Source organism: Kitasatospora sp. NPDC086009 (genome assembly GCF_044540385.1).
Lineage (GTDB): Bacteria > Actinomycetota > Actinomycetes > Streptomycetales > Streptomycetaceae > Kitasatospora.
The window spans coordinates 23099-46960 of sequence record NZ_JBITSA010000018.1 but is presented as its reverse complement, the minus strand read 5'-3'; the positions used below and the strand labels follow the sequence as shown (position 1 = coordinate 46960).

The window sequence follows — 23862 nt, the reverse complement described above, 5'->3', positions numbered from 1 at the left end:
AACCCCAAGGACCCGCCATGCGCCGCCTGCCCCTACTGCTCACCACCGTCGCGCTGTGCGGCGGCCTAGCGGTGCTCGGCACCCTGCACCGGGCAGAGGCACCAGCCGGCTCCGCCTCGGCGGACAGCGCGCGACGAGACGCTCCGGTGTCTGCAGGATCGCTCGCCCAAGCCATCGGCAGGGACCAGCAGCGACTGCGCACGCTCCCCAACGACGCCAAGGGTTGGGCCCGGCTCGGCGGCGAGTACGTCGAACAAGCCAGGCTCACCGCAGACCCGTCCTACTACCCCAAGGCCGAGGAGGCCCTGAAGAGATCGATGGCCCTGGCACCGGACGGGAACATCGACGCCCTCACCGCGCTGGGCTCACTCGCCAACGCCCGCCACCTGTTCGCCGAAGCACGCGAGTTCGCCGACCGAGCCATCGCCGCCTCCCCGGAGCACTGGCCGGCCTACGCCGTCCTCGCCGACGCCCGCACCCAGCTCGGCGACGACACCGGCGCCACCGAAGCCGTGCAGCAGCTCCTCGACCGCCGGCCCGGCACCGCCTCCTTCACCCGCGCCGCCTACGACCTCGAACAGCACGGCCGCGTCGACGACGCCCGCGCCGCGCTGCGCAAGGCCCGCGACGGCGCCTACGACCCCGCAGACAAGGCCTTCTGCCAGTTCCAACTGGCGGAACTGGACCGGAACTCCGGCCGCGCCCGCGAAGCCCTCGACGGCTACACGCAAGCCCTCGACACCGACCCAGGCCATACCCCGGCCCTCGCGGGCCTCGCCCGCGCCGAGGCCGCCCTGGGCCGGACCGACGACGCCGTCCGCGACTACAGCGCGGCCGTCGCCCGGGTCCCGCTACCCCAGTACCTTCTCGAACTAGGCGAACTGCAGGAATCCCTCGGCCAGCAGGCACAAGCCCGCGAACAGTACCGACTGCTGGAGGCGGAGCAACGCCTCGCGGAATCCAACGGCGTCGTGGACGATCTCACCCTCGGCCAGTACCACGCCGACCACGGCGACCCCACCGAAGCCCTCCGCCTCCTGCGCGCCGAGTGGGACCGCCGACACCAGGCCCTCGTCGCCGACGCCCTCTCCTGGGCCCTGCACCGGACCGGCGCCGACCAGGACGCGCTCGCACTCGCTCAACAGGCACAGTCTCACGGCTGGCACAGCGCGCTCTTCGACTACCACCTCGGAGAAATCGAACGCACCCTTGGCCATACCACCGACGCCCGCACCCATCTCACACGAGCCCTTGCCACCGACCCAACCTTCAACCTGCTCCAAGCACCCCTTGCCCGAGCCGCTCTGGCTGCAACCTCCTCCAACCCCTGACGACAGCTCCAGCAAGGCCTCCGCACTGGAGCGATGCTGGTAGCCCTCCCCCATGCTCCGAACGACGAACCTCACGTCTCCCTGGCAGGGGCGGCAGGTCCCGTCGAGGAACCTGGGTCAGGTCAGCTGGTGGGTCAGAGCCCGCCGGGATCTTCACAGTCAGCAGGGCGCGGCGCGGCGGGTCCGTGACACCACCCACGGGATGCTTCGTCCGGTGCGAGCGGCCAACTCGGCCAGGGTGACACCCTCCGACCGCCGCTCCCCCAACCACACGGCGATGTCCTCCGTCCCGACGCGCTGCGCGGCAGCCAAGTCGTTGGATGCCACCCGCGCGCGCCGGCCTGCCGGCGAGTTCTCGCCGACCGCCCGCACCCGCACCCGACAGGTGTCGAGCAGCTGCCTCATCTGCTCGTTTCCGACCCCGAGCACGCGTGCCGTCGCCTCCATGCTCATGTCGGCCTCGACATACAGCGCCTGGACAGCCGCGCCCACATCGGCATACCCCAGAGTCCGCACCCGCGCCTCCAGCCGCGCCGCGGCGTCCGCCACCTGGGTCCGCCTCCCGCTCGCAAGCCGCTCGGCCTGCTCCCGGACGAACTCCGCGGAAGTACCCCGAGCGACGAACGACCGCCGCGCCTGTCGGGACAGCTCACCGTCCCTCGCCATCGCCTGGCCGACCGCGAAATGACTCCGCATCCGGGCGGAGGCATCGAATGCGGCCCGCTGCGCCGCCGATCGAGCCAGGCTCAAGGCTCGGGCGCTGAGTGCCCGGGTGCGGAGCAGCCCGAACTCCTCGCGGTACTCGGCGGCCGTCATGTCATGGGCTCGCACATGGGATCCCAGCGAGCGGAAGGCGCGCCCGCAGACATGGCAGAGCACCAGGTCGGCATTCTCGTCACGCACCAGCCGACCGCATTCGAGGTCGGCAGTGTGCCGGGCACCTGTGCTGCTGGTCCGTCGAACACCGGTCTTCACGCCGGGCACCCTCCATCCGATGCAAGCACCTTATTGCTCAGAGTATGCAACAGCTTACATATTGCAATAGATTCGAATCCGCGGTGCTCCCGCGATGGGGGCGGGGCGACGGCACGCTCCTGACTGGCGGCGCCCTCGTGTCGCCGGCGACCGTGGCCCAAAGTACAAGACCTTGCCGTGACCTGCGGGTTTATACCAGCCGTCCCACCGTCGGACGTCGCCGGAGAGGGTGTAGCGGCGGCAGCCGAGGACTTCCTCGGTCCCGATCCCGATGTCGCCTGCGAACCAGGCGAGGACTTCCTCGACCTGGCGGTCGGGAAAAGTAGGCCGGGGAGTCCCGGTGAGGATGCCTACTGAGGTTTTCAGGGTGGGGTCGGTGGTCTGAGAGTCAGGCCGGTGGCGGTCAGGCATCCGTCGATCAGGTGGGGTCGGAGTTGGATTCGGCGCAACTCGCGGCGGAGTGTGCGGTCAAGGTCGTCGGGCGTCCCGAAGGCGGTGTTCGCCATCGCTCTGCGCACGAGTGACCAGACGGCCTCGACGGGGTTCAGGTCGGGTGCATAGGGCGGGAGACGGACGGTGGTGAGCCAGTCGTGTTCGGCCTCGTACCGTTTCAGCCCCGCTGACAGGTGGGTGTTGAGATTGTCCCAGACGACCACGATCGGTCCGCCGAGTTGGATGTGGGCCCGGACGAGCAGATCACGGTAGTCCTTCCAGGAGAAGCTCTTGCGGGCTCGCTTGAGGAGGAGGTGGTTGCGGGGCCGGTAGATCAGCCGGCTCTCGCCCGGGCGATAGCAGCACAGGGCGGCGATCGAGGTCCTGCGTCGGGATCCGCCACGGACCCGGACGACGGGAGTGTCTCCGCGTCGGCCCCAGGTGCGGGCGCGGGGCGGCGTCATGGAGAAGCCGGCTTCGTCCTCGAAGACGATCCAGCCGCCACACGCCGCCCCGATGCTTTTACCCGCGGCCACACCTCCTTCTTCCACAGCTCCACGGCGTTCTCGTCGCGTTCGAGGGCCCTGCGGGCGGGTGCCTGCCAGGACCAGCCGTGCCGTTTCAGCAGCCGCCACACCGTCGGGACCGAGAGACTGAGCTGCATCCGACGGTGGATCACGCTCCGCACCCGGGCCAGCGTCCACCGCTCATCCGCGAAACCATGCGCGGTCGGCCCCTTGCCGAGTTCCGCCTCAAGCACGGCGAACTGGGCGTCGGTCACAGTCGGGGAGTTGGCCGGCCCTGCTGAGCGCAGTGCCTCCATCCCGCCCTCGCGCCAGGCACGACGCCAGCGTTCCACCGACCGCACGCTCACCCGCAGATCCTTTGCGATCACCGTGGTCTTCTCACCCACCGCGAACCGCATCCCGGCCTGGAACCGGATCCCCTCACGAAACGCCCGACGCTCAGCGGTCAGGCCCCCACCCTCCGGATACCTCACACCAACGGCATACCGCAGGATCATGAACCGTCACTACCCGACGACAACCCGAAATCCTCAGTAACCGGTGCCGGGTTGCACGGTCCTGGGCGGCCAGGTCGCGGCCGGCGCCGACGTGGTGGCGCCACGCCTCGGTGGGGTAGCCGTCTGGAGGTGGCCCGTTCTTCAGTACAGAAGTTGTTCGCGTTCCTTGATCGGCCGATGCCCGGCTTAGGCGGTAACGTCCCGGTGGCCTTGCGCGGACAGGGGTGGGCTTCGGGAGCGCTTTTGGATGGGATGGCGGGACCGTCGACCGTCGGAGGGCGTCGTGGCTGGATCTGAGTTGTCACCGGAAGAGTTGGCGCTGGTCCGGGAGTATGTGGAGATTCCGCCGGGGACGGGAGTGGACCGTCTGACGTGCAGCGGGCGCGTCTGGCGAGGGCGGTGGGCGGTTGGTTTCGGAAGGTCGGCCCGGGCCTGTACCTAATCGTCACCGAGACACCGCGGCCGGGCGGCGGCGATCCGCTGTGAGTCGCGTCGGGGTGGCGGCGGTACTGCGTGTCGTGCCGGTCTGCGGGTCAAAGTTGGTGAGCCAGGCGCCGGGTCATCACGGCGATGGCGGCCCACGTGATGAGGGCCTCGCTGTGCTGGAGGTGTCGTGTCTGCCTGCTCGGCTGAACCGATGAACTCGACAGAGAACTTGTGCGGCGCGCACGGCCTGGTCGTCGGTGCCGGCGGCCGGCCTCCCGACCAGGGATCTGTCCGGCGCGGCACTCGACCCGCCCGTACGCCGGGTGAGTGATTCGGGGCAATCCGCTCGCTGGGGGTCTCCGAAGGTGATGTGCGGCCTGGCGTGTGCTTGCTGGCGGGCGCCGGCCGCGTGGGGCGGGACCGTGTGAGCCACGTGGGCGTGGTGGACGGTTCCGCCTCATCTGCTCTCACTCAGTGGGCGGGTCAGTCCTGGGCGAGCGGGACGGCGATGTCGACGACGGCGTCGGTGGTGGTGAAGTCGCCGAGGGCGACGGCCTGGCCGGTGAGGACATCGACCCGGTAGAAGGTGCGCGCGCCGTTAACGCCGAGGGTGGCGTAGCCGTGGTTGCTGCCGTGGCTGGGGGAGTAGTAGATGTCGAAGCCCGCGTCCGGACCGGCGTCCACCCCGAGGCGGCCGGTGGGCGCGAGGGTGCCGGCGTTGGCAGGGGACTGCAGGGAGATGCGGTCGAGGGTGGTGTCGACGTCGAAGAGGGTGGTCGCGGTGGCCGGGTCGAGGTCGTTGTTGGTGTAGGCGACGCCGGTGACACCGGTCGCCGTGGTTCCGGTGGTGGCGGGCGGGACGGCGGGGTTGGTGAGGGTGCCGTCCGCAACGGTGGTCCCGGCCGCAGGTGCTCCGGCGGGGTCATCGATGTTGTGGCGCAGGTTCTGACCGGTGTCGGAGACGATCCGCAGCCGGTTCGCCGCCGGGTTGAAGTCCACCCCGAAGTAGGTGCCCTGCAGCGCGATCGTCAGCTGGGAGACCTTGGTCGCGCAACCCGTGGTGCCGTCGACGGTGTAGATACCGCCCTGGTCACCGACCCCGTACAACAGGCCGTTCTGCACGCGGTAGTCGATGCCGACCAGCCGCATGTCGCCCTGAAGACCGTCGATCCGCCCGATCGTGCGGCTCTGGTCGGGGTGCAGGACCGGGAAGTCGACCAGCCGCTGGTCAGCGGTCAGGCCCACCGAGTGCAGGTCCTCCCAGACCTTCCCGTTCGCCGGCAGGACGAGGTTCGGGGTGCCGACGGCGTGGGCCGGCACGATCGCCACGGCAGCCGCCATGACGACCGCTGCGGCAAGCAGAGTGGTACGCAACACAGAACTCCTTGCTGGGGGTGTGCGGCGCCGGAACGGCAAACCGCTGCGCCCAGCAACCCATGAACGGCGGCACTGCGGTGGCAGGCTGCCCCGGTCGTTCACCCGCTCGGCCCGGCGAAGGAAGAACTCGCAGCGCCCGTGATCTCCGGCACCCGCGCCACGGCGGTCGGGCAGGGCAGCTGGATCGTGATGCCCAGGCGGTTGGCCTTCGTCTGGGAGGGTGAGTGCCTCGCGCCGTGCCTCGGCTCCTGACCCATCGCCCCGGCGCGGTCGGGCCGCGTCGTGGGACGTCTGGGGTTCGGTCAGGTCGGCGTTGTGGGTGTGGGGGGCAGGGGGCTGATGCGCAGGTAGGCGGGGAGCACGGCGTGCGGGGCTTTCCGGCCGCGCCTGCGGGGAGGGCGGGTGCCGGTGCGGGGTCCGGTGGGCTGCGGTAGAGGGCGGTGCCGGCCTGGATGAACGCGGCGTACGCGTCGCGGTCGCCGGGGTCCGAGCTCCGGAGGGCTTGCGCGCGCTGCTATGCGAGGTGCAGTTCGGCGGTGCCGCAGGCCGACTGCTCGCTGTCCTACTCGTTGTCGTGGGGCCGGTGGGTCGTCACGGCCGTCATCGAAGGGCCCGGCCCGGGCGGAGGGCGCCGCCATGCCGTCCCGCTGTTGCACCGAATGTGCGGGTGCGACCTGGTTGTGGGCTGTTCGGGTGGTTTTGGTGCCCGGGGCAATCCGGGGTGGGGCGGGGAGCGAATGGGGGGTGCGTGGCCGCCGGCTTGTCGGGCGGTGCGGCCGTGCACGGGCGGGGCTCCGGCACTCAAAGATCATGGTGGGGCCCCGCCTCCTTCGGCCTACCGGCCGCGGGAGGGTGCCGCGGGATTAGAGGCCGAGCAGGCCGAGGCCGAGGATGCCCCCGCCGTTGTAGCCGTTGCCGTGCCCGTAGCTGTTGCCCAGGCCGCCGTTGCCGTACCCGCCGTTGCGGTACTCGTCGCAGTCGTTGCTGGAGTAGTACGTGGTGCTCTCGCTGTAGTACACGTGCTCGGTGCCGGCCTGCACCTGGTGGTTGTAGAACTGCTCCGAGCCGCCGCCCCGGCCGCTGTGGCCGTGGCTGGAGGCGAACGCGGACCCGGCGGCCGGGACGGCGACGATGCCGGCGGCGAGCACGGTGGTGGCCAGGGTACGAGCTATACGCTTGGTCATGGAAGATCACTTTCCCTCCGGGGACGGCGAATCCGCCCCACCTGGCCGACGCTAAACACCCCTGGCCACCGGCGCGCGCCGGCAGGGCCACCCGGCCCAGCCCTGGTCCGTCGAGATCTTGCCCAGCCGGCCGGCACCCGCTCGGCCGCCCCGCTCAGCGGCCGGGCGGCGGCGTACGGATGAATCTCTCCACCGGACCGGCATGCCCACGGCCCGCCGACTGGCGGCAGCGCTACCGTCCAGAAGCGGGCCTTGATGCGCCTGGCAGGCGGCCCGCCCACCGACCCCCCCGGTGCGCGGGCCGCGCCGCACCTCCACAGCGTGAGGCATCAAGGTGTGGGTGGTGTGGGTCAGGGCTTGGCGTCGGTCAGTTCCCACCAGGGGACGGGGCCGTCGTCCAGGTCGGAGAGCGGCCACCAGAGGTCGGCGCCGGGGCCGTCAGCCTCCAGGACCTCCAGCTTCGCGACGCCGGCCGCCACGGTGCGCAGCATCCTGGCGAGGTAGGGGGTGCGGGCGGCGGTCTCCAGGTCGGTGGCGCGGTTGGCGAAGCCGGTCTGGCCGGTCCCGGTAGGGACGAACAGCAGCCGGGGGAAGACCGGGTAGCGGCGCTCCCACAGCGGTTTGCGGCCGCCCTGGACGGCTTTGATGGTGCCGGCCCGCATCCCCGCCGCCGCGCCTGCTGCGCAGGTCGGGGACTCAGAGAAGGTCGCCTTCCAGGCGGGCCGGGATGGCCAGGAGGAACAGCCGGCCGGCCGTGGCGGCGGCCGGGAACTCGAAGACGCTGGCGAACGGGCCGGTGATCAGCAGTAGCGACCGCTGGGTGCGGACCGCTCGGCGCCATTCGCGGGCCGCGGCGATCTCGCCGTCGAACCAGAGCAGTCCGCCGGGACGGTGAACGGACAGGTGGCAGTGGGTGAGCACCGCCGCCCAGGACGGCTCGGGCCCGGCGAGCGCCCGGCCCGTATGCCGGTCCGCCCAGCCGTCCTCCCCCCGAAGGACACGGTCGGGGGCCGCCGGGACGATCAGCGCGGGGCGACGGTCCAGGAACTCCGGCCAGAGCCGACAGCCGAGCCCGGTGCCGCTGATCATCTCCATGCGCGCCCTGTTCCCCCTGCCCGGAGCACTCACCCAGCCTCTGGGCATGTCACATCATCGGCCAAGCCGCGGCCCGGGCGCGGGCGAATCGACGAACGGGAACACGCCATGGGCAAGTCGGCAAACCCCGGCCCAGACCTCCCCGGCTGGTCCGGGCCCCGGCCACCCGCACCACCGCGAGAACGACCAGTCCCCTGGCCCTCACCAGGCAGCGGCCGGACCGTGCGGCGGGACCGCCTCTGGGCGGCGACGGCCTGGCCATAATGATGATCGCCGCCAGTGCCCTCAAGGCCGCCAGCAACCGCCCTGGGCGGACCAGCCGCCGTCCCGGACCCCAACCGACCGCCCCACGGCCCGCCGAGCACCCCTCGACGCCATCACCGCGCCGCCACGTCCGCACCCCCGCCGATGTCCGCAAAGCCGCCCTCCGCCATGTCCCTGCCGCCGCTGGCCTCGAAGCCGCGACCGCTGTAGGCCTGCCCGCCGCCCCGCCGCCGACGCTGCTCCCGGGCCCGGTATTCGTGACGCCGATCGTGACGCACCATCCGGCGAACCTTGATGGCCCAGGTCAACCCCCGTGGTGAAAGACCGCTCAAAGCCGACGGGTCACGTCACGTGCCACCCTGGAGTGCGGCCCGTCCCGCCCGCCCCGGGTCCGAACTGCCTTTCTGGGTATGCCTTCTGGGCTGGTGCTCACAGGACCGGTACGCTGCCGTGGATGGCCTGCGCCGTCGTCGATGCGGGGGGTCGCACATGTCGAACACCATTTTCCTGCTCCTCTCCATCGGCCCGCTCGTCATGGTCCTGGCGATGATCGTCTGGCAGCGCGCGGGCGAGGCGAACGACGCCTACACCGGGGTGGTCACCGGCCGGTGGGTGCACAGTTCGATCGGTACCTACGGCCCGTCGGGCCATCTCATGATGGGGATCCGCACCGACGAGGGGCGGGAGGTCACCATCGAGGTGAACAGTCGGACGTACCGGTCGCTCGGCGTCGGCGACCGGGTGGTCAAGGCGCCCGGCGCGCGCTGGCCGGTGCGGTCGGACTGACGAAGCGAACAGCTCTCCGACACCGTCCGGCACGCCTCGCCGCCCGCGACCACCCTCGGGACACCGCAGACCGCGCGCGGCTCGCGCACCGAAACCCTCGGTCGGGCCGGGAACCGCAGTGTCGCGGCCGGCCTGCCCGGTCGGAGGTGCAGCGCGACGGCCGGCACTGGGCCGCAGTTCCGGGTGACACCTGGCTGCAGCAGCGGGACACCCAGGGGTGCAGCTGCGAGGTTGTCCAGCCGGATCCGGCAGGTTGTCCCCTGCCCCGAGCGACCTCCCGCCATGTTGTCCTTGGGCTGCAGCCCGCTGTCGCGCCCGGCCGCGCCGCACCTGTGCTGCACGACCTGACGGGTTGCTGTACTAGCGGCGGGAGCACCGAAGAGGCCTCCCACCGCTCACCCGATCGCGCTCACCCAGCGGCGTCGGCGAGCGCGGCCGCGGCTTCACGAGGGGCGGGAAGGCCGGCGGTGAAGACGCGGTTCGCCTTGGCCGCGTCCCGCCCGGTCCACGGCGCGCTCGCGTCCAGGACCGGGCCGATCGGCTTGGGCTTGAACGGGCCGACGACATCCGTGAGGCCAGCGATCCAGCGGTCGATGACCCAGCACTTGGTCCCGTAGTTCGTCGGGCTGCTGAGGCTGTTCATGCTCTCCACGTTGGTGGCGACCTCCTCGCGCCACTTCTCCAGTTCGCCGGCCCGGGTGTAGCCGACCTTGTCGGTGATCCGCTCCCACGATGTACCCCTGGCCACCTCGGCGGTGAGCGCCCAGGCGGTGAGCCGGTCGGTGCGGTACCGGAACTGGCGCACCGCGGCCGCGTAGTCGCCGGCCTCGGCGGGGTCGTGAGCGAGGAGCAGCGCCAACCGGGTCGCCTTCTCGGCCAGATCCTGGGCCTCGGAGGCGAGCATCAGCCGGGCCCGGTCGGAGGCGCTGAACGCGCCCATCGGGAGCTTGTAGACGCCCTTCCAGGCGTCGGCGGTCGTGTCAGTGGCGGTGTCGTCGCTCATGCCAGGTGAACACCACCGGCAGACCAGAGGTCACGCATCCGGCGGCCCGACCCGCTGGCATCAGCCGATCTCCAAGGTGTCTGACCGGGCCACCAAGAACACTTGATGGTCACCCTAGGCACCTTGAAGCCGTAGGTCAGGAGACCATCAAGGTGTCCGGTCCTCGGAGCCCTGATGGCGGCCGAGCGCCGTCTCCAAGGTGAGCACCAGAGCCTCTCCAAGGTTCCCCAGCGATACCTTGGAAGCTTCCCCAGGACACCTTGATGGTCGCTCTGGCATTCCTTGATTGGCCATCAAGGAGCGGGCGTCTTCGCACGTCAAAGCCTTGGTGAGCGAGCGTTCACCAAGGTTGGACAGCCCCGTGGTGCTGATAGCCGACCACCGGCTCCAGCAGCGCGAGCGCCGCGCCAGGCACACCCTGGCCTCCTCGGCGATCACCGCCTCCCTCGTCCACTCCGCCGGGCACGGGTCCTGCTCCGATGCCCAGCGGTCAGGAGACGGTCCACTGGCCCGTACTGGGGGCGAAACCGCTGTCCAACGCGAACTGGATCTTCGCGACTTTGGAAGTGGTCGGAATCTCGAACGTGATGTACCCGAGGGCTGTGTCGCCGGGAGTGATGGTGACGCTGCCGGGAAAGCTGGGACCCGCGGTGGTGTTCGTCGTGATGCTGGCGTTGAACTGCTGTCCCTGGCTGTCGGCGAGCCGCGCGCCGTTGCTGGGACTGTCGTCGTAGACCGCTGTTCCCGTGTTGCCGAGCCGGAACTGGACCGCGACCAGCCTCGTGCCGGCCTTCGGCGAGGAGAACGTATCTGTGGCGCTCGCGGGGTCGACGACCTTGACGACGGTGACGTCCACCTTCTCCTCAGGCTTCTGCCCCGAGAGCGCAAGCGTGTCTCCGACCGACGCGGCCGCCGGGACCGACGCGGTGGACGCCGAGGAACTCGCCCGCCCAGGCGATACAGAAGGCGTCCCGGACACGGAAGAGGCCGCCGAGCTGCTCTGCGGGGAGGTAACCACCACCTGCCCGCTCGAACACCCCGCGACCAACGCCACCAGCGGCAGACCCCACCCGAGAACGACCACACGACGCATCAGATCCTCCAGCCTCGGATCGCTGTACTCCATCACCATCACCCAGACCCGCCCCACCCGCACCCCTGCCACCGGCCTGAAGAGCGCCCACCACCTCGCCCACGACCCTCAGACCGGCACCGCGAACCCCCACACGCCCTGAACGACGCCGAGGACCAGGCCGCCGCCACTCCGAAGCACACCCCGCCACCCCCACCGCCGCTGCGCACGTGCCGTAGGCTCGCCCCGGTTACTGTCCAACCAACACCGCCCGGCCGCTCGGACCGCCGCAGGGGACCAGTGAGAATCGCCCCGCGGCCCGTTGTCCCGGGTTCGGACCGGTCTGGCAATCACGCTTCCGGTACCGCTTCCGATACCGCTTCCGGTCAACCCCCACCTTGATGGGGCATCAACGCAGGTCAGACCCCTTGTCCAGGCCGCCCAAAAAGGCTGACAGCCCTTCTGTCGCCTGCCTGGCGCGGCTCCTCAGGGTCTCGCTCCGGGCCACTCAGGCCCTTCGCCCAACCCCCGGGCTGTCCCCCCCGGCCCCCAGGGGCGAAGCCCGGTGCTCGCGCCGCGGCCGGGCAGCTCGGCGATCCGGTGGCCGGCGTGCGGGCGGGTGGGGCCGGTCGGTGGCGGCCGGTGCGGGCGTGATCGACTTGTCGGCGGCGTGCGGTATGCAAAGCAGTCAGCCACCGCACCGCAGACCAGTGAGGGGGAGCGCCGTGAGCGACCGCCAGCCCGCCCCGGGCACACCTGACCAGCCCGACGGCCAGGGCGCCGCCGCGCCGCTGCGGATCGTGGTCACGGTTGTCTGGCCGGGGTCTGCTGGGGACGGTCGGGGTTCCGTGGACGCGGTGGTTCCCCCCGGGGGCGTTGGATATGGGGGAGCGGTGGGCCGGTCGGCTCCGGCAGGATGGCCCGATGAGCTTCTTCCGTCGACGTCAGCAGTTCCTGCCACACCCCGACAACGGCGCGAGGGCCGTGGAACGTCGCCGGGCCGCGGTATCGTGCCCGGCTGCTGTGGGGCAGTGACGTGCTGCCTTACCTGTACCGGATCACCAAGTACGACCCCGCGGACCGCGACGAGCGGGGTTACTACACGGGGGCGGTGGAGGCGGTCAGCGATCACGGGCCCGTCGAGGCTGCCTACCTTGAGGCGATTGCAGCCTTCGCCGAGGACACCGGTGTGCGGTACATGGCTATTCGCGAGCCTCAGGCCGCGCTCGGCTTCGTGCACTTCGGCTCGGAGTCGGCGGTCGAGGACGGCGCTCTCGCCGGACTCTTCCCGTCCGACCTGACCGGCTTCCACGACGGAGCGCAGGTACCGGTGCCGGCCGGCCTGGAGCTGGTGCGGGCGATGCTCCGCGGCGACAGTGCCTGGTGTCGGCTGGAGGTGGAGGACACCTTCGCCGTGCACGTCGGCTGGGACCAGTACGTGTACGTAGGCAGCAACGTGCCCTGCGAAGCGGCGCTGGCGCGCACCCGCGAACTGGGCCTCTTCCCCGAACCACTGGATGCTTCCCCGTACGAGGCGCATTTCGACGAACCGGGTGAGCAACGCCCCGCCGACGACGTCTTCTGGGCGCGTGCGCGCTGGTGCGTGGCGATACGCGAGGCGGCGCTCCTGGAGGAGATGCACGTCGACAACGCCTCCCGCTGGCACCGGCTCGGCGATGGCACGCTCGATGCGGTGCGCGCCCGGCTGACCCCGCGGGCCCGCCTCGCCGTCTGGCCGGACCTTTCCACCGACGTAGCCGCGGTCCTGGCTGGCCTCCCGGACGAGGGCCTGGTCGAATGCGTGTGGGAGGACCAGGACGGCCGGATCACCAGCACGGTCGCCGACGAGACCCAGTTCACGGCACTGGCAGCCCAGGTCCGCGGCGCACGTGCCGCTGCCGTCCTGCCGATGGACGTCAATGGGCGCAGTCCCCTGTTCACGGCCGTGCTGCCCCACGGGGACGGCGTCCTGCGCGCCCGGTGGCGCACCGAGCCGACCCCGAGCGACCGGGACTGGTCCTTCCTGAAGACCCTCCGCCGCAGCCAGAGTGTGACCGGCACCGTCACCGACATCGCGGACTTCGGTGTCACGTTCGTCGACATCGGCGGCTTCACCGCGATGATCAACATCCCCGAACTGTCCTGGCGCCCCATCAACCACCCCAGACGCCCCGAACACCCTGCCACACCCCTCCATGTCGCCAAAAACAAAGTCCCGGCCGCCCCCAAGCGGCTGGGACTTTCTATTTGTGCGACCCAGCACGAACACAATGAGCGACCACTTGGACCACGCCGACGACGAGCGCGGCCTGCCGTCCCTGCCGCTGCCCGTCGTCCCCGACCTGCTGAGCGGCCAGCTGATGATCCCGGCCGCCGCCGTCACCCTCCTGCTGCGCGCCATCGCGCCGGCTGGACCGCCTGCCCCTGCGACGACACCGACTGCCGACAGACCGCGGCGCTCTACGCCGCCTCCCCGCCGACCAGCTGGACGTCGAGTGCATCGCGGCCGCTGGCCCCACTGGCTGACCCCGCCCGCCGGCTGACCCGCCACCCGCCCCGCCCACCGAGGGCCCGACTCCCCGCACACCGGGGAGCCGGGCCCTCTTCGCATGCCTGGACCAAGGAGACCGCGATGCCGACACTGCACTACACCCCCGCGGCCGCCCGCACCCTGCACTGCCTGGAACAGGGCCGGCGGGCCGACTCGGTGAAGCCAGCTCGCCGCGGACCCGCGCCACCCGGGCCTGCGCACCCACCGCTACCGTGTGCTGCCCGGCCACGGGGGCCGCCGCGTCTGGGATTCCTACATCGAGACCGGCGCCGGCGCCTGGCGCATCTACTGGATCTGGGGCCCGGCCGACACCGGCCGTCCCGCCCGCGACTGCCAGGACGGCGCGGTGCTCACCGTGCTGCTGATCGGCCCACACCTGTAATCGCGGTGTCGGCCCGACTGCCTCCCGTCACCCGATACCCTGGATGCGTGACTGTGAGTGATGAGCGCCTTCGGCGGCTCTGCGACCGCTTGTGGGACCGCTGGATGGACCTGTTCGGTGCGGACAGCGACAGCGCGGAGCGGGTTTGGGCCCGGCTGGAGTGGGTGAACCAGGTCATCGAACGGCGGAAACAGGGAACGGCGGCACTGGACCGGACCCGGAGCCGCGTGATCGGCGACATGCTTCGGGAGAACGGCTACCGGCCGGTGCGGTCGGTGGTGAGCGGCGGGCGCCCGGAATCGAATCGGGCACGATTCTGAGGCCGCGTGCCTGCGCTCGGCGGCCCGGGGTATCCCGCGCGCTACTGCTGGCGAGGCAGAGCGATCCGGTCGATCAGCTCCCGCCGCACCACCACGCTGCGGCTGATGCTGTCGGCCCAGGTCTGGCACCGCACCTGGGTGACCGGGCGGACGAACCCGGCGAAGCCCGGCAACGCGTCCAGGACGTGCAGGAACCCGCGCACGACGGCCCGCGCCGCACCGATCGGCGCCCCCGTGTCCTCATCCACCGTCACGATCCCCACCAGCCGCCCGCCCAGACCCTGCCCGGTACGCCCCCGCTCGGCCCACTGCACGACCAGCCACCCGCCACCGACCACCCAGTAGCCACCCGCCAACGCCCCACGGATGTCCGTGTCCGCGAGCAGCGCCAGCAACTGCAGCGCCGCGAACGCCGACGACAACGCCGACAACCCGGCCAGATACGCCGTCATCAACCCGCCCGCGATCCCCACCTCGATCCCCGCCGCCGTCGCCCGCTGCGCCCAGGCCGGGGATGCCGGGCTTCGTGGCGGGCGTGGCCGGGACCCGGCCGGTCGGGCCGGCGGGGTGCCACCAGGGCGCGGCGGGAGGAGGGACCGGGTGCGGCCATGACCGGTCGACGCCCTCGCGGCCCGGGGCACGCCACGCCGGGGCGCGGACCACGCCGTGCGCCCCGGACGCCGTGCGCCCTCATTTGGCATGTTCGCGGCCCACCGCCGTCGCACCATCCGGGCAGTCCCCGACCAGAAGTAGGCGACGGCTTCGACGGCCGGGGCCGGCCGCAGGGCCGCCGGTTCCCGGCGCGCTGGTCTGCGGTCCCGTCGGGCCGGCTGGCGGTCAGCCGGCCCGACGGGACCGCTTGGTACTCAGCAGGGGTGCCAGTTGGTCCATGTGCCGTTGCCGTTGTACGTATTGCACCAGCTGCCGCCGTTACTGCCGGTCACCCACACGGTGGGGATTCCACCGGAGAACGCGCCCCAGACGCCGTCCAGGACGCCGCTGCTGTCGCCGAGGGGGGCCCAGGAGGCCCATGATCCGTTCGCGCTGTACTGGTAGTTGTGCCAGACCCGGCGGTCGGTACCGAGGAGCACCCACTCGTGCCGGCCGTCCGGCCAGTTCAAGCGAGTGACTGTTGTGTCACACAGGACGTATGCGCTGGGCGCACCGTCCGGGAAGTCGGCCGTGCAGGTTCCGCCGCCCGCGCGGGTCGTGCCGGTGACGGGTGTGCTTGTGATGCTCGGGCTTTCGACGGAAGCCGGCACACCGGCAGTTGCGGGCCCGTTCGGGGCCGGTGCCGCCTGCGCGGTCGCGACGGGGCTCAGTGCGGCCACGAGTGCCAGGGCCGTCGCGGCAAGGATGCCGGGCTTTTTCATGGTTCCCCCCAGAAATGGTGTGACAGGTCTCCCAACGGCGGGCGCTCGTTGGTCGGCCACAAGCATGTGGTTCGGGGAGGCGCGTTTCCAGAGCACTGGCAAGTGGGGCATGGACATGACTCAAAGTCGATCGCGTTGGCCAGATACCCCGGCCGGCATCCCCGACCATCCAACTCCTCGACGAGGCCGTCCGGTGCGCCGTACTGAACCAGGCTCGATCGCGGCGCGCGGCTCCCGGGGCGCCGCCGTGCTTCGGCCTGCGAGGCCGGCTGCGCTCGCCCATACCCGGCCCCTCCCCCGGGACGGGTGTAGGAACCCGGCCCCGGACGGGTCGGGCCGCAGGGTCCTGCCCGGCATCCGGGAGGGCGGCCTGCTCAGCTGCATGAGGGACTCGTGGCGGTTGCGGGTGGCGTCGCCGCGCCCGGTGCCCCGGCCGCCGGGGTGGTGTCGACGGGAACGGCCCCACAGGCCGGCCCGGGGCGGGTACCCATCTCCGGCACGACATCTGCGCCGACCGCCGCGTCCCGGGCCTGTCGGCTCGGCGGCGTGCTCCTGGCGCTCGCGCTCGCCCACACTCTGCGCTTTCCCGCTGACGGGCACCGGAACCCGACCCCAGGTCGCTGGGGCCGGTTCGGGATCAGGCCGCCGGGCCCTGCACGGCGTCGTTCGGGCGGGCGGTCTGCTTGAGCTCCATCGTGGCCTTGTGCCGGTTCTCGGTGCCGGCCCAGTACGGGCGGGCGTACAGCTCGGCGCCGACCCCGAGACGTCCGAGGCCCTCGACCAGGCCGTCGCCGACCTGCTGGCGCAACAGGGCACCGAGTGACCGACCAGCACCAGCAGCCGGACCCGGCTGGTCGCCGTGGTCACCGACCGCGCCGCCCAGCGCGCCAAGGAGCTCGGCGCCGACCAGGCTCTGGAGGCGCTGCGCGTCGAACTCGAACAGGACCCGCGGCTCGGCCGCCCGATCCGCACCGTCGCCGAGGGCGGCCAGCAGGTCGAGCTGTACTCCACCCGGATCGAGGGCGACCCGTCCAAGGCCGGCCCGCTCTGAACGTCGTGCACGCCTACGCGCCCGCTCCGCCCTGGCCGCCGACCGTGCGGATCGCCGCCGTCGTTCCCGAAGACCCGCCGCACCCGGCGTTGTAGAAGCCGGGCCAGCCCGGCCGCGCCCGCTACGCTGCTGCCAGTGCCCGCCGGACCCGAGACGCACAATCCGGGCCATCACCGGCGGGCACCGTCGCGCCGCGGTCGGTTTGGGGCACGACTGGGACACACCCAGGACCGTCCCAGCATGCCCGGTATACCCGATTCGCTAGGACAGCCCCACCCTGTTTGCCCAGGTAGCGGTGCCACGCGCCCGGACCTGAGACGCACTATGGAAGGTGAGCGGGTCAGGAGGCGATTGACCCGTCTCAAGTTAGTTTGACGTGTCTCATCGAAGTTTGACTGCCGTGGATTTGTCTCTCCGGAGTTTGACGTCGCAGGTCAGGTACCGTGCGGGGATGATCGAGGGTCTTTCGTCCGATGCTGACGTGCCTGCCGGGATACTGCTGGCCGGCTACTTCGTCGCGGTACCTGAGCGGCGCTCCGGCTCGGGCATGCCCTGGACGGAGCGGCTGACCACGGCGTCGGACTGCCTGATCGACTGGCTTCCGGAGGACGGTTCCTGGTTCGGTACGGCGGGGGAGGCGCTGGAGGCTTGCCTGCTTGTCCAGGTTCCGGTGGAGGCCCGGCTGTACGCCCTGCTGGTTCCCGCCGACCATGTCAGCGGCTTCGTCACCGACATCCTCACCGCCGGGACGGATGAGCCGGTGCTTCTTGCGCACCTCGACAGCCGGGATGGCGGGGTTGCCCGTCAGGTGGCCGCGGGCGGGCACGTGCTCGGCTGGGAAGTGCTCGGCTACGACGAGGGCCTGCTTCACAGCTGGCTCTGCAACAACCTGTACGACGACGGTGTGCGCGAGCTTGGCGTGGGCACCGGCGAGCACGGCCTGCTGCCCGACCGGAAAGCCGCCGTGCGGGTTGCCGCCTGGGCCAATATGCGCGGTGACACCAAACCGGTCACCTGGTTTCCCGGCGCCCTGATGGAGTGGGACGCCCCGGTCCAGGGCCGTATCACCTCCGCCGCGGCCGACGCCCCAGCACCTCCTGACGTGCGGCCCTGGTGGCGCCGGATCCTCTGACTCACCGAGGCGGACTATGGACGGCAGAGCGGTCAAACTTCGATGAGACGCGTCAAACTAACTTGAGACGGGTCAATCGGGGTGCGGGCGGCGCGGGTGCGGGTCGGGGAGACCTACCTGGTGCGCGTGCCGGCCGCACCCCGTACGACCGGTACCCGCCGGACACCACCGACCTGGAGTCGGTCCTGCTGCACTGGCGGCGCCTGCTGCGTGCCGGCGAGGCCTTCGAGCTGACCGTGACCGGCCTGCCCGGGCCGGACGGCGAGCACATGGTCTCCGGCGTCCTGGTCGCCGCGCACCCCGGGGTCCGGGCCAAGCTCACCGACGACCAGGCTGTCGGCGTACACCTGAATGTGCCCGGCCGCGTACATGTGAACGTGCTCACCGTCCTTGCGGCCGAATCAGCTTGTCCGCCGGTACGCGCCTGGGGCCAGCCCGTGCATGCGTTTGAACGCGTTGGCAAAGGCGAACTCGGAGGTGTATCCGACCTGGGCGGCGATCGATCTCAAGGGTGCTTCCGTCGCCCGTAGAAGGCGGGCTGCCGTGGTCAGTCGCCACCAGGTCAGGTAGCCGAGGGGCGGTTGACCGATCATGGAGGTGAAGCGCCTGGCGAACGTTGCCCGGGAGAGGCCGGCTTCCGCGGCGAGTTTCGCCACGGTCCATGGCGCTGCCGGGTCCTGGTGGACTGCGTGGAGGGCGGCGGTGAGCGCTGGGTCGTTGAGTGCTGCGGCCCAGCCGGTGGTGCTGCCGTGCGTGGGCTGTTCGGCGAGCCAGATGCGCAGGATGTACATCAGGAGCGTGTCCAGGAGCGCGGGGACGGTTGCGCTGGTGCCAAGGCGCGGACTGCCCACCTCGGCGGCCAGGAGTTGCACTGCGGCGTGCAGCTCGCGGTGGCGGCCCGGATCGGCCGGCAGATGGATCAGGTCGGGCAGGGTCAGCAGCAGGGGGTGGGCTCGGGACGGGTCGAGCTGGTAGGCGCCGCAGAGCACCACAGTGGCCGGGCCACCGTGGCCGAGCCGGTCGACGCTGTCCGACGCGTAGGGACCCGGCAGTTCGGCGTCGTCGGGGCTGCAAGCGGGGGCTGTGCCCGCGGTTGCCGGATTGTCGGCCAGGGTGAGCCCGGTGCCGTGTGGCAGGAACAGCACATCGCCCGCCCCCAGTTGGACCGGCGCGGCGTGTGGGGACAGGAGCCAGCAGTGGCCCTCCAGGATCACCTGGAAGCCTGCCGACCCCGGTACGGAGGCGAACTGCTGTCTCCATGGGGCGTGCCATCGCACGTAAGCCGACCGGGGCCGGCCCGTCCGCGCCACCGTGATCACATCGCTGAGCACATCCATGGGGCGAGGGTACGCATGAGACGCATGCGCATGAACAGGGCACCCTGGCGCATGGATCGTCTCCGCTGGCGGCCGTAGGTTCAGGGCATGAAGATGAAAAGCGCGCGTATCCACACGTTCGGCGATGCGTCCGTCATCCGCTACGACGACGTTCCGCGGCCTCGACCCGGCTCCGGTGAAGTGCTCGTCCGCGTCGCGGCGACGTCGTTCAACCCTACCGAGGTCGCGTTGCGCGCCGGGCTGCTCCAGGCGTTCCTGCCCGTGGACCTCCCCTACACGCTGGGCTGGGATGTCGCCGGCACGGTTGCCGAGATCGGCTCGGGGGCCGAGGGGTTCGCTGTCGGCGACCGGGTCGTCGGGCGGCTGGAGGGTACGGGTGCGGCCGCCGAGTATGTTCGGGCGCCGGGGGCACTGCTGGTCCCGGCGCCGGCTTCCGTTCCTCTCACGCACGCCGCAGCGCTGCCGGTGGCGGGGCTGACGGCCTGGCAGGCGGTGTTCGAGCATGGGAAGGTGACTGCCGGCCAGCGGGTGCTGGTCAACGGTGCGGGGGGAGGGGTCGGTGGCTTCGTGACGCAGCTCGCCAGGCATGCCGGGGCCGAGGTGATTGCCACGGCCAGCGCCCGCAGCAACCAGGCAGTCCGACGGCACGGGGCGCATGACGTGATCGACTACACCGCCGGTCCGGTCGCGGCCGCGCTCGACGGCCCGGTGGACACCCTGCTCAATCTCGTTCCGCTGAGCTCGCGTGATGCCGCTGCTCTGGCATCTGCGGTACGGCCGGGCGGGCGGATCGTCTCAATCGCAACCCCTGTCGAACCGCCTGCCGACGCTGGGGTGAGGGCGATACACATGGTCGCCCGCAACGACGTGGCGCAGTTGACGGCACTCGTGGAACTCGTCGACGCGGGTGTGGTCGCCCTCGACATCAGCGCATCACACCCGCTGGCCGACCTCGCGGACGTCCACCGCCTCAGTGAAGCCGGCCGGATTCGCGGCAAGGTCGTCATCATCCCCTGAGACGGATGGCCGCACCCTGCGGCCGGCTCCCGCAGCCACAACGCGGTGGGCACGTTCACGTGTACGCGGCTGAGCACTTTGGCGAGTACACCGACACAGGCCGTGGCGCTCGGCCTGCCGCCCGGCGTCGGCTACGTCGTCACCGGCACCCTGGCCGATCTGACCGCTACCCCGGTGGAGCTGACGACCTCCACCCCGATGACCGTGCCGGCCCGCTGGCTCCACCCGCTGGACCCGGACGGCTCGACCCAGGAGAAGTAGCCGGCGGTCCTACCGCGGCCCGGCGGCGATGCCGGCCTCGACGGCGGCCCGCATCGTGGAGCCGAGGGCGGGCAGCTCGCGGCCCAGGTCGTTCAGGACGGTGCCCGGCATCGCCGCGGCGAGCGCGCAGACGGCGACCAGCGCGATCCGCTCGCCCGTCGTCAGCTCCGGCATCGTGGCGGTGAGCACGCTGCCGGTGATGATGCCGGCGCCGAGGTCGTAGCGCAGTTCCTCGTCCAGCTCGCCGTCGCCGCCCGGGACGATCTCCCGGCTCGAGGCCCGCTCGACGGCGTCGGCGGCCCGCTCCAGCACCGTGCGGTGCCCGGTGTCCGACTGCCGCCGGGCGAGCTCCCGCACCCACCCGGCCGCCCGCCGGCCCACCTCGGACGCCTCGGCGATCACCTCGTTCACCGCCTGCCGCCGCTCCCGCTCCAGCTACTCCTGGTCGTCGTCCTCGGGGTGCCGCTCGGGCACGGGCAGGGTGGTCACGTCGCTCATGGCGGGTGAACTCGCCAGCGCCGCCAAGGTCACGCACCCCGGCGAGTTCCGGCCCCGGCGGGGCCCGCGGGGTTCGCCCCAGCCAATCAGCCCGCCGCTGGCCGGAGCCGGCAGGCCGCGCGCCGGGCTGGGTAGTCGGTGTCGGTCAGGATGTGGGGTAGGGCCGGGGGTGGCCGGCGTTCACGCACTGCTGGTTCTGCTGGTCGATCCGGTCGAGTGCGCCGGCGGGGCCCAGGGCTTCGAGCAGCATGACGGCGGTGGACACCGTGATGGCGTGGATCTGCTCGGGGAGGGCGAGGCCTGCGACGGCTGTGCCCAGGCCGCTCTGGCCGGCGGCGACGCGGTGGACGGCGGTGGTGACCGCGAACTCCACCTCCAGCGGGGCCAGGGCCGCCACCACGTCGAGGTTCCCGACCCCCATCGACGGCTCTCCGAGTTCGGTTCACAGCGCGTCGTGGTCGAGGACCAGCCAGGCCAGTACCCATTCCAGCCGGTCGGCGTCCAGGCCCGCGAGGCAGTTCTCGACCGCGGCGCGGTCCCGCATGAGGTAGGCCCGTGTCAGATCGGCGGCCCGCCAGGTCGCATCCACCAGCTGGTCGTCCACAGTCGTCATACCCCCGGTCTATCCGAGCCGCGGGCGCCGCGGCCACGGGTACCGGCCGATTCACGCCAACGAGCGGGAAGGACGCAGGCGCGGTGCGCTCGGTGAGACCAGGGCGGCGGAGACCGTGGGCTGTTGCCGTTGCGGCCGGGCGGCCCGTGTTCGGTGACAGACTGTCGGCTATGAGTGATCATTCTGACGGTTCGGCCCGGCGGCCGCTGTGGGAGCTCTTCTCTGAGCCCGCCACCGACGCCCCCGTCCCGCAGACGAACGGGGCTCGGCGTCTCGTGGTGGAGCGGGCCCCGTTCCTGGAGCCGCACGCAACCGACACGCCCGCCGGGCCTGAGGTGCCCGCGGTGCCGGGTGCCCGGCGCCGGCTCGGGCCCGGCGGCCTGGCCGCCGGGGCGCCCGACAGCCGGGGCTGACCCGCCGCGACCGGGTGTGTCCCCGTCCGTGAGCTGCGGTTCCCTACCAGCCTCCAGCGCCCGGACGTCGCCGCTGATGGCGTAGCGGCGGCAGCGAGGAGCTCCTCGGTGGTGACGCCGATGTGGGCGGCGGCGAGGGCGAGGACGTCCTCGGCCGTGCCGCCCACCGGGCGAAGGTGTGGACCGCGCTCGGGCACCCGTCGTGGCCGGCGGCGGGCGAGGACCAGCACGGCGGCCCGGACGTCCTCGATCGCGGCGCGCAGCCGCTCGGTGAGTTCCCGGGCGCGTGCCGCGTCGACCGGGCCGACCTGCTCCTGGTCGTCGGTCAGTCCGGGGGAACGATGCCCGGGCCGCTGTTCCGGGCGGGCGGCGCCGGCCCCCGCGCCGAACGCTCCATGCCCTCCGCCGGCCCTCTGCAGCAGCGATATTGACGGCACATCAGTCATCCCTTGCCATACCCTACGGTGACCGTACTATGGTGGTCGGCATGACGAAGAAACGCTCCATGCAGGAGCCAACCTTCCTCCTGCTGACCGCCCTCGCCGACCGGCCCCGGCACGGCTATGCCCTCGGCGAGGAAGTCACCGCGATCTCCGACGGCCGGGTACGGCTCGGCGCCGGCACCCTGTACGGCACCCTCGACCGGCTGCTGGCCGAAGGCCTGGTCCGGGTCGAACGGGAGGAGACCGTCGACGGGCGTCCCCGCCGGATCTTCGCCCTCACCCCGGCCGGCATCCAGGCCCTCACCGACGAGAGCGAGCGGCTGCGTGCCGCCCTCCGCGAAGCCGACCGGCGTCTGGCGACCAACCGCACCCGACTCGCCGGAGGCATGGCATGACCCCGGACCGAACCACCCCGAACACCCGACTGCTGCGCCGCTCCCTCGCCCTCTACCCCGCCTCCTACGGCGCCCCCGAGCTGGCCGAACTCGCGGACCACGCCGAGCGCCACGTGCGCACCGCAGGCCCGCTGGCCGGCCTGCGGGAGGCTGCCGACGTGGCCGGACACGGCGCCCGGGTCCGCCTCGGCCTGGTCTCCCACCGGCCGATGGGCCGGGCACTGGCCACCGCGGCCCCGCTCGCCGCCGTCCTGGCCGGCACCTACGCGGCCTGGGACCTCTGGTACACCCTCCAGATGGCCATCGACCACGGTTTCGACCAGTTGGGACCGTCCGGCACCCGGGCGGTCGCCGTCAGGGCGATGGCCCTCGCCCCGGCGACGCTGATGGCGATCGCGGTGCTGGCCGGACGCTGGACGACGGCGAGGATCCTGGCCCTGGTCACGGTTCTGGCCACGCCGTTGCTCGCAGCCCTCCACCGACCGGAACTGCGTGACTCCGAAACCGTACTGCTGACGTTCAACGCCCTCGTCCTGCTGCTCGCCCCTCCGGACCGCACGTCACATCCGCGCAGGGTCCTGCCGTGGGCACTGGCGATCTCGATCACCGTCGCGGAAGCCACCCTGATCCTGGCCAAGATCCACCTCGGGGAACGCGCCCCCCACACGGGCTTCGACTTCGCCGCCCCGCTGGTCGTCGGCATGGCCATCGCCTGCACCACACGGGCGGTGGGGCCCGCGGCTCTGGCCGCAGCAACCCTCGCCGGCCCGCCGCTGCTCTGCCCCGTACTGGTGGACTTTCACTGGGACCCGCTTCCGTTCGTTCTGCGGCCGGTGGTTCTGTTCGCAGCCGGGTACGCGGTCACATTCGCCATTGTGCGGCTGGCGGACCAGTTCGCCCGGCCGACCGAGCCGCAGCACCCCTGACCGGGGCCCGCGTCCGGCCGGGCTCGGACCGGGAGCGGGTGCCTCGCTGCTTCCGGCGGGCCGGGGGGCCGTCCCGGTCGGGCAGTACGCCGAGCGCCCCGCCCAGGGCCGCCGAGTGCTCGACCAAGGCCCGGGCGTGCCGGACGACCAGGGCGAGCCGCTCGCCGTCCATCGCCGCCAA

General features: G+C 71.7%; 28 protein-coding genes. 12 read left to right on the top strand and 16 right to left on the bottom strand.

Annotation, left to right across the window (positions count from 1 at the left end):
- Positions 1-17: 17 nt before the first annotated feature.
- Positions 18-1331 (top strand): tetratricopeptide repeat protein, encoded by a 1314-nt coding sequence (locus tag ACIF6L_RS31605; RefSeq protein ID WP_396490899.1) that lies wholly within the window; start codon positions 18-20, stop codon positions 1329-1331.
- 159 nt (positions 1332-1490) lie between these two features.
- Here ACIF6L_RS31605 and ACIF6L_RS31600 read toward each other — a convergent pair whose 3' ends face one another.
- The 7 genes from ACIF6L_RS31600 to ACIF6L_RS31570 form a co-directional block, all read right to left on the bottom strand.
- On the bottom strand, positions 1491-2306 hold the full coding sequence (locus tag ACIF6L_RS31600) for a MucR family transcriptional regulator (protein ID WP_396490898.1): 816 nt from the start codon (positions 2304-2306) through the stop codon (positions 1491-1493).
- 362 nt (positions 2307-2668) lie between these two features.
- Positions 2669-3202: a transposase gene (locus ACIF6L_RS31595; protein WP_396490974.1), complete on the bottom strand. Its 534-nt coding sequence runs from the start codon at positions 3200-3202 to the stop codon at positions 2669-2671.
- Complete coding sequence (locus ACIF6L_RS31590; protein ID WP_396490973.1) at positions 3199-3738, bottom strand: winged helix-turn-helix domain-containing protein; 540 nt, start codon at positions 3736-3738, stop codon at positions 3199-3201. Before ACIF6L_RS31590 ends, ACIF6L_RS31595 begins: the two co-directional genes overlap by 4 nt.
- Before the next feature lie 933 nt (positions 3739-4671).
- Positions 4672-5562: a DUF4394 domain-containing protein gene (locus tag ACIF6L_RS31585; RefSeq protein ID WP_396490897.1), complete on the bottom strand. Its 891-nt coding sequence runs from the start codon at positions 5560-5562 to the stop codon at positions 4672-4674.
- An 866-nt stretch (positions 5563-6428) separates the two neighbouring features.
- Positions 6429-6749, bottom strand: coding sequence for a hypothetical protein (locus ACIF6L_RS31580; RefSeq protein ID WP_396490896.1), 321 nt, complete (start codon positions 6747-6749; stop codon positions 6429-6431).
- 350 nt (positions 6750-7099) lie between these two features.
- Complete coding sequence (locus ACIF6L_RS31575) at positions 7100-7411, bottom strand: hypothetical protein (protein ID WP_396490895.1); 312 nt, start codon at positions 7409-7411, stop codon at positions 7100-7102.
- Positions 7412-7445: 34 nt separating this feature from the next.
- The gene (locus ACIF6L_RS31570; protein WP_396490894.1) at positions 7446-7844 is read right to left on the bottom strand and encodes a hypothetical protein; all 399 of its coding nucleotides are present in this window, start codon (positions 7842-7844) and stop codon (positions 7446-7448) included.
- A gap of 753 nt (positions 7845-8597) precedes the next feature.
- Between ACIF6L_RS31570 and ACIF6L_RS31565 the strand changes: the two genes are divergently transcribed.
- Positions 8598-8894 (top strand): hypothetical protein, encoded by a 297-nt coding sequence (locus ACIF6L_RS31565; protein WP_396490893.1) that lies wholly within the window; start codon positions 8598-8600, stop codon positions 8892-8894.
- A 409-nt stretch (positions 8895-9303) separates the two neighbouring features.
- Here the strand turns inward: ACIF6L_RS31565 and ACIF6L_RS31560 are convergent, their stop codons facing one another.
- Both ACIF6L_RS31560 and ACIF6L_RS31555 read right to left on the bottom strand, forming a co-directional pair.
- Complete coding sequence (locus tag ACIF6L_RS31560; protein WP_396490892.1) at positions 9304-9897, bottom strand: hypothetical protein; 594 nt, start codon at positions 9895-9897, stop codon at positions 9304-9306.
- A gap of 490 nt (positions 9898-10387) precedes the next feature.
- Positions 10388-10753 carry a DUF4352 domain-containing protein gene (locus tag ACIF6L_RS31555; protein WP_396490891.1) on the bottom strand — a complete coding sequence of 122 codons (366 nt, stop codon included), beginning with the start codon at positions 10751-10753 and terminating at the stop codon, positions 10388-10390.
- A gap of 34 nt (positions 10754-10787) precedes the next feature.
- On the opposite strand from ACIF6L_RS31555, the gene ACIF6L_RS31550 reads away from it, so the two are divergent.
- Positions 10788-11132, top strand: coding sequence for a hypothetical protein (locus tag ACIF6L_RS31550; protein ID WP_396490890.1), 345 nt, complete (start codon positions 10788-10790; stop codon positions 11130-11132).
- 873 nt (positions 11133-12005) lie between these two features.
- Complete coding sequence (locus ACIF6L_RS31545; protein ID WP_396490889.1) at positions 12006-14222, top strand: S1 RNA-binding domain-containing protein; 2217 nt, start codon at positions 12006-12008, stop codon at positions 14220-14222.
- A 41-nt stretch (positions 14223-14263) separates the two neighbouring features.
- On the opposite strand, the gene ACIF6L_RS31540 is transcribed toward ACIF6L_RS31545, so the two are convergent.
- From ACIF6L_RS31540 to ACIF6L_RS31530, 3 genes are all read right to left on the bottom strand, one after another.
- Positions 14264-14923: an RDD family protein gene (locus ACIF6L_RS31540; RefSeq protein WP_396490888.1), complete on the bottom strand. Its 660-nt coding sequence runs from the start codon at positions 14921-14923 to the stop codon at positions 14264-14266.
- A gap of 165 nt (positions 14924-15088) precedes the next feature.
- On the bottom strand, positions 15089-15343 hold the full coding sequence (locus ACIF6L_RS31535) for a hypothetical protein (protein WP_396490887.1): 255 nt from the start codon (positions 15341-15343) through the stop codon (positions 15089-15091).
- Between the two features lie 889 nt (positions 15344-16232).
- Complete coding sequence (locus tag ACIF6L_RS31530) at positions 16233-16403, bottom strand: hypothetical protein (protein WP_396490886.1); 171 nt, start codon at positions 16401-16403, stop codon at positions 16233-16235.
- 51 nt (positions 16404-16454) lie between these two features.
- Here ACIF6L_RS31530 and ACIF6L_RS31525 point away from each other — a divergent pair, with 51 nt between their 5' ends.
- Positions 16455-16646, top strand: a complete 192-nt coding sequence (locus tag ACIF6L_RS31525) for a hypothetical protein (RefSeq protein WP_396490885.1) — start codon at positions 16455-16457, stop codon at positions 16644-16646.
- A 451-nt stretch (positions 16647-17097) separates the two neighbouring features.
- On the top strand, positions 17098-17778 hold the full coding sequence (locus ACIF6L_RS31520; RefSeq protein WP_396490884.1) for a hypothetical protein: 681 nt from the start codon (positions 17098-17100) through the stop codon (positions 17776-17778).
- Positions 17779-18179: 401 nt separating this feature from the next.
- Here the strand turns inward: ACIF6L_RS31520 and ACIF6L_RS31515 are convergent, their stop codons facing one another.
- On the bottom strand, positions 18180-19115 hold the full coding sequence (locus tag ACIF6L_RS31515) for an AraC family transcriptional regulator (protein ID WP_396490883.1): 936 nt from the start codon (positions 19113-19115) through the stop codon (positions 18180-18182).
- 87 nt (positions 19116-19202) lie between these two features.
- Here ACIF6L_RS31515 and ACIF6L_RS31510 point away from each other — a divergent pair, with 87 nt between their 5' ends.
- Together ACIF6L_RS31510 and ACIF6L_RS31505 are read left to right on the top strand one after the other, a co-directional pair.
- A complete protein-coding gene (locus ACIF6L_RS31510) occupies positions 19203-20132 on the top strand; it encodes an NADP-dependent oxidoreductase (protein ID WP_396490882.1) in 930 nt (309 codons plus the stop codon).
- 102 nt (positions 20133-20234) lie between these two features.
- Entirely contained in the window at positions 20235-20393 is a 159-nt protein-coding gene (locus ACIF6L_RS31505) for a hypothetical protein (RefSeq protein ID WP_396490881.1), read from the top strand.
- Between the two features lie 9 nt (positions 20394-20402).
- Here ACIF6L_RS31505 and ACIF6L_RS31500 read toward each other — a convergent pair whose 3' ends face one another.
- The 3 genes from ACIF6L_RS31500 to ACIF6L_RS31490 form a co-directional block, all read right to left on the bottom strand.
- The gene (locus ACIF6L_RS31500) at positions 20403-20804 is read right to left on the bottom strand and encodes a hypothetical protein (protein ID WP_396490880.1); all 402 of its coding nucleotides are present in this window, start codon (positions 20802-20804) and stop codon (positions 20403-20405) included.
- A 232-nt stretch (positions 20805-21036) separates the two neighbouring features.
- Positions 21037-21312 carry a hypothetical protein gene (locus ACIF6L_RS31495; protein ID WP_396490879.1) on the bottom strand — a complete coding sequence of 92 codons (276 nt, stop codon included), beginning with the start codon at positions 21310-21312 and terminating at the stop codon, positions 21037-21039.
- Positions 21313-21333: 21 nt separating this feature from the next.
- A complete protein-coding gene (locus ACIF6L_RS31490; protein ID WP_396490878.1) occupies positions 21334-21504 on the bottom strand; it encodes a hypothetical protein in 171 nt (56 codons plus the stop codon).
- A gap of 170 nt (positions 21505-21674) precedes the next feature.
- Between ACIF6L_RS31490 and ACIF6L_RS31485 the strand changes: the two genes are divergently transcribed.
- The 4 genes from ACIF6L_RS31485 to ACIF6L_RS31470 all read left to right on the top strand — a co-directional run bounded on the left by ACIF6L_RS31485 (position 21675) and on the right by ACIF6L_RS31470 (position 23681).
- A complete protein-coding gene (locus tag ACIF6L_RS31485; RefSeq protein ID WP_396490877.1) occupies positions 21675-21917 on the top strand; it encodes a hypothetical protein in 243 nt (80 codons plus the stop codon).
- A gap of 122 nt (positions 21918-22039) precedes the next feature.
- Positions 22040-22348: a hypothetical protein gene (locus tag ACIF6L_RS31480; protein WP_396490876.1), complete on the top strand. Its 309-nt coding sequence runs from the start codon at positions 22040-22042 to the stop codon at positions 22346-22348.
- A 56-nt stretch (positions 22349-22404) separates the two neighbouring features.
- On the top strand, positions 22405-22755 hold the full coding sequence (locus tag ACIF6L_RS31475) for a PadR family transcriptional regulator (RefSeq protein WP_396490875.1): 351 nt from the start codon (positions 22405-22407) through the stop codon (positions 22753-22755).
- Positions 22752-23681, top strand: coding sequence for a hypothetical protein (locus tag ACIF6L_RS31470; RefSeq protein ID WP_396490874.1), 930 nt, complete (start codon positions 22752-22754; stop codon positions 23679-23681). Before ACIF6L_RS31475 ends, ACIF6L_RS31470 begins: the two co-directional genes overlap by 4 nt.
- Positions 23682-23862: the final 181 nt, after the last annotated feature.

Excerpts from the sequence above, each read along its gene's own strand:
- ACIF6L_RS31605 (WP_396490899.1), top strand. The coding sequence starts at position 18 with ATGCGCCGCCTGCCCCTACTGCTCACCACCGTCGCGCTGTGCGGCGGC.
- ACIF6L_RS31595 (WP_396490974.1), bottom strand. The coding sequence starts at position 3,202 with ATGACGCCGCCCCGCGCCCGCACCTGGGGCCGACGCGGAGACACTCCC.
- ACIF6L_RS31580 (WP_396490896.1), bottom strand. The coding sequence starts at position 6,749 with ATGACCAAGCGTATAGCTCGTACCCTGGCCACCACCGTGCTCGCCGCC.
- ACIF6L_RS31575 (WP_396490895.1), bottom strand. The coding sequence starts at position 7,411 with ATGCGGGCCGGCACCATCAAAGCCGTCCAGGGCGGCCGCAAACCGCTG.
- ACIF6L_RS31570 (WP_396490894.1), bottom strand. The coding sequence starts at position 7,844 with ATGGAGATGATCAGCGGCACCGGGCTCGGCTGTCGGCTCTGGCCGGAG.
- ACIF6L_RS31565 (WP_396490893.1), top strand. The coding sequence starts at position 8,598 with ATGTCGAACACCATTTTCCTGCTCCTCTCCATCGGCCCGCTCGTCATG.
- ACIF6L_RS31560 (WP_396490892.1), bottom strand. The coding sequence starts at position 9,897 with ATGAGCGACGACACCGCCACTGACACGACCGCCGACGCCTGGAAGGGC.
- ACIF6L_RS31540 (WP_396490888.1), bottom strand. The coding sequence starts at position 14,923 with ATGCCAAATGAGGGCGCACGGCGTCCGGGGCGCACGGCGTGGTCCGCG.
- ACIF6L_RS31520 (WP_396490884.1), top strand. The coding sequence starts at position 17,098 with ATGATCGAGGGTCTTTCGTCCGATGCTGACGTGCCTGCCGGGATACTG.
- ACIF6L_RS31515 (WP_396490883.1), bottom strand. The coding sequence starts at position 19,115 with ATGGATGTGCTCAGCGATGTGATCACGGTGGCGCGGACGGGCCGGCCC.
- ACIF6L_RS31510 (WP_396490882.1), top strand. The coding sequence starts at position 19,203 with ATGAAGATGAAAAGCGCGCGTATCCACACGTTCGGCGATGCGTCCGTC.
- ACIF6L_RS31495 (WP_396490879.1), bottom strand. The coding sequence starts at position 21,312 with ATGGGGGTCGGGAACCTCGACGTGGTGGCGGCCCTGGCCCCGCTGGAG.
- ACIF6L_RS31490 (WP_396490878.1), bottom strand. The coding sequence starts at position 21,504 with ATGACGACTGTGGACGACCAGCTGGTGGATGCGACCTGGCGGGCCGCC.
- ACIF6L_RS31485 (WP_396490877.1), top strand. The coding sequence starts at position 21,675 with ATGAGTGATCATTCTGACGGTTCGGCCCGGCGGCCGCTGTGGGAGCTC.
- ACIF6L_RS31475 (WP_396490875.1), top strand. The coding sequence starts at position 22,405 with ATGACGAAGAAACGCTCCATGCAGGAGCCAACCTTCCTCCTGCTGACC.
- ACIF6L_RS31470 (WP_396490874.1), top strand. The coding sequence starts at position 22,752 with ATGACCCCGGACCGAACCACCCCGAACACCCGACTGCTGCGCCGCTCC.